This is a genomic window from Oleiphilus sp. HI0125, from assembly GCF_001635355.1.
In genome coordinates, this window is the sequence record NZ_LWGF01000015.1 from 1 (window position 1) to 826 (window position 826).

The window sequence follows — 826 nt, forward strand, 5'->3', positions numbered from 1 at the left end:
GTACACACTCATTTTATTTATCGCCGTCATCGCAGCGTTGGCCGTGTTGCTTGGCTTTAATATCGCTTGGCAGTTTAATCAAAGCACTGCTAAAGCTCCTCTCGTTTTATCCCATCAAATTGAATCAGAACAGCTAGAGGTCACATCCAATGGGCCCAACTCAGATAGCGATGCACAGACGTATTTGTCATACGAGGGGCTGACTTCAACGGAAGTGTTTGATGCCGTCCCTGCTATAAATTCTGTTTCTGTAGCGGATGATGCACCTCTGCTTAAGTCAGACTCAGGGTTCAGTCAGGCGAACAAAGCTGAGGCTTTCGTGACTGAAGGTGCCACTGGTTTTTCGCTTCAGCTTGCCGCGTTTTCTGAAAAAAAGAGAGCAATAGCTTCTGCGAAAAATCATCGAGATGCCTATGAAGATCTAAGAGTGTTGGTGAGAGAAGTTGATGGTAAACAGTATTTTTCCGTGGTGGTTGGGCAGTTTCCAACTAAAAGTGCTGCGAAATTAATGCAACGAAATATGATGTCTAATACTGGAATATCTAGTTATGTCATTCAGCGTAATGGCGCTCAGCGTGAGATCAACCTAAGTTCTTAATTTTGTGGAGGAGATAAGCTCCTGACACTGATGGTCAGGAGCTTGGCGTAATTACGCTTTTTTACGACGTGTTGCCGCTAATCCTGCTAGCCCGATAGCAAACAAAGCTAAAGTGCCCGGCTCAGATACTTCAACATCGTTGATTTCTCTGAACAGTTTTGTTCTCAATGCAGCTTCAAAGTCAGTGCTGAAGTTGTTCGCAGTAACAAAAAAACCTCCGCCAGCAGT

2 protein-coding genes are annotated in these 826 nt (G+C 44.6%); one reads left to right on the forward strand and one right to left on the reverse strand.

The features are described from left to right. On the forward strand, positions 1–598 hold a 598-nt coding region (locus A3762_RS00575), incomplete at its 5' end, for an SPOR domain-containing protein (RefSeq protein WP_156493088.1). A gap of 51 nt (positions 599–649) precedes the next feature. Here the strand turns inward: A3762_RS00575 and A3762_RS28710 are convergent. After that, positions 650–766, reverse strand: a complete 117-nt coding sequence (locus A3762_RS28710; protein WP_369820645.1) for a PEP-CTERM sorting domain-containing protein — start codon at positions 764–766, stop codon at positions 650–652. Positions 767–826 lie beyond the last annotated feature (60 nt).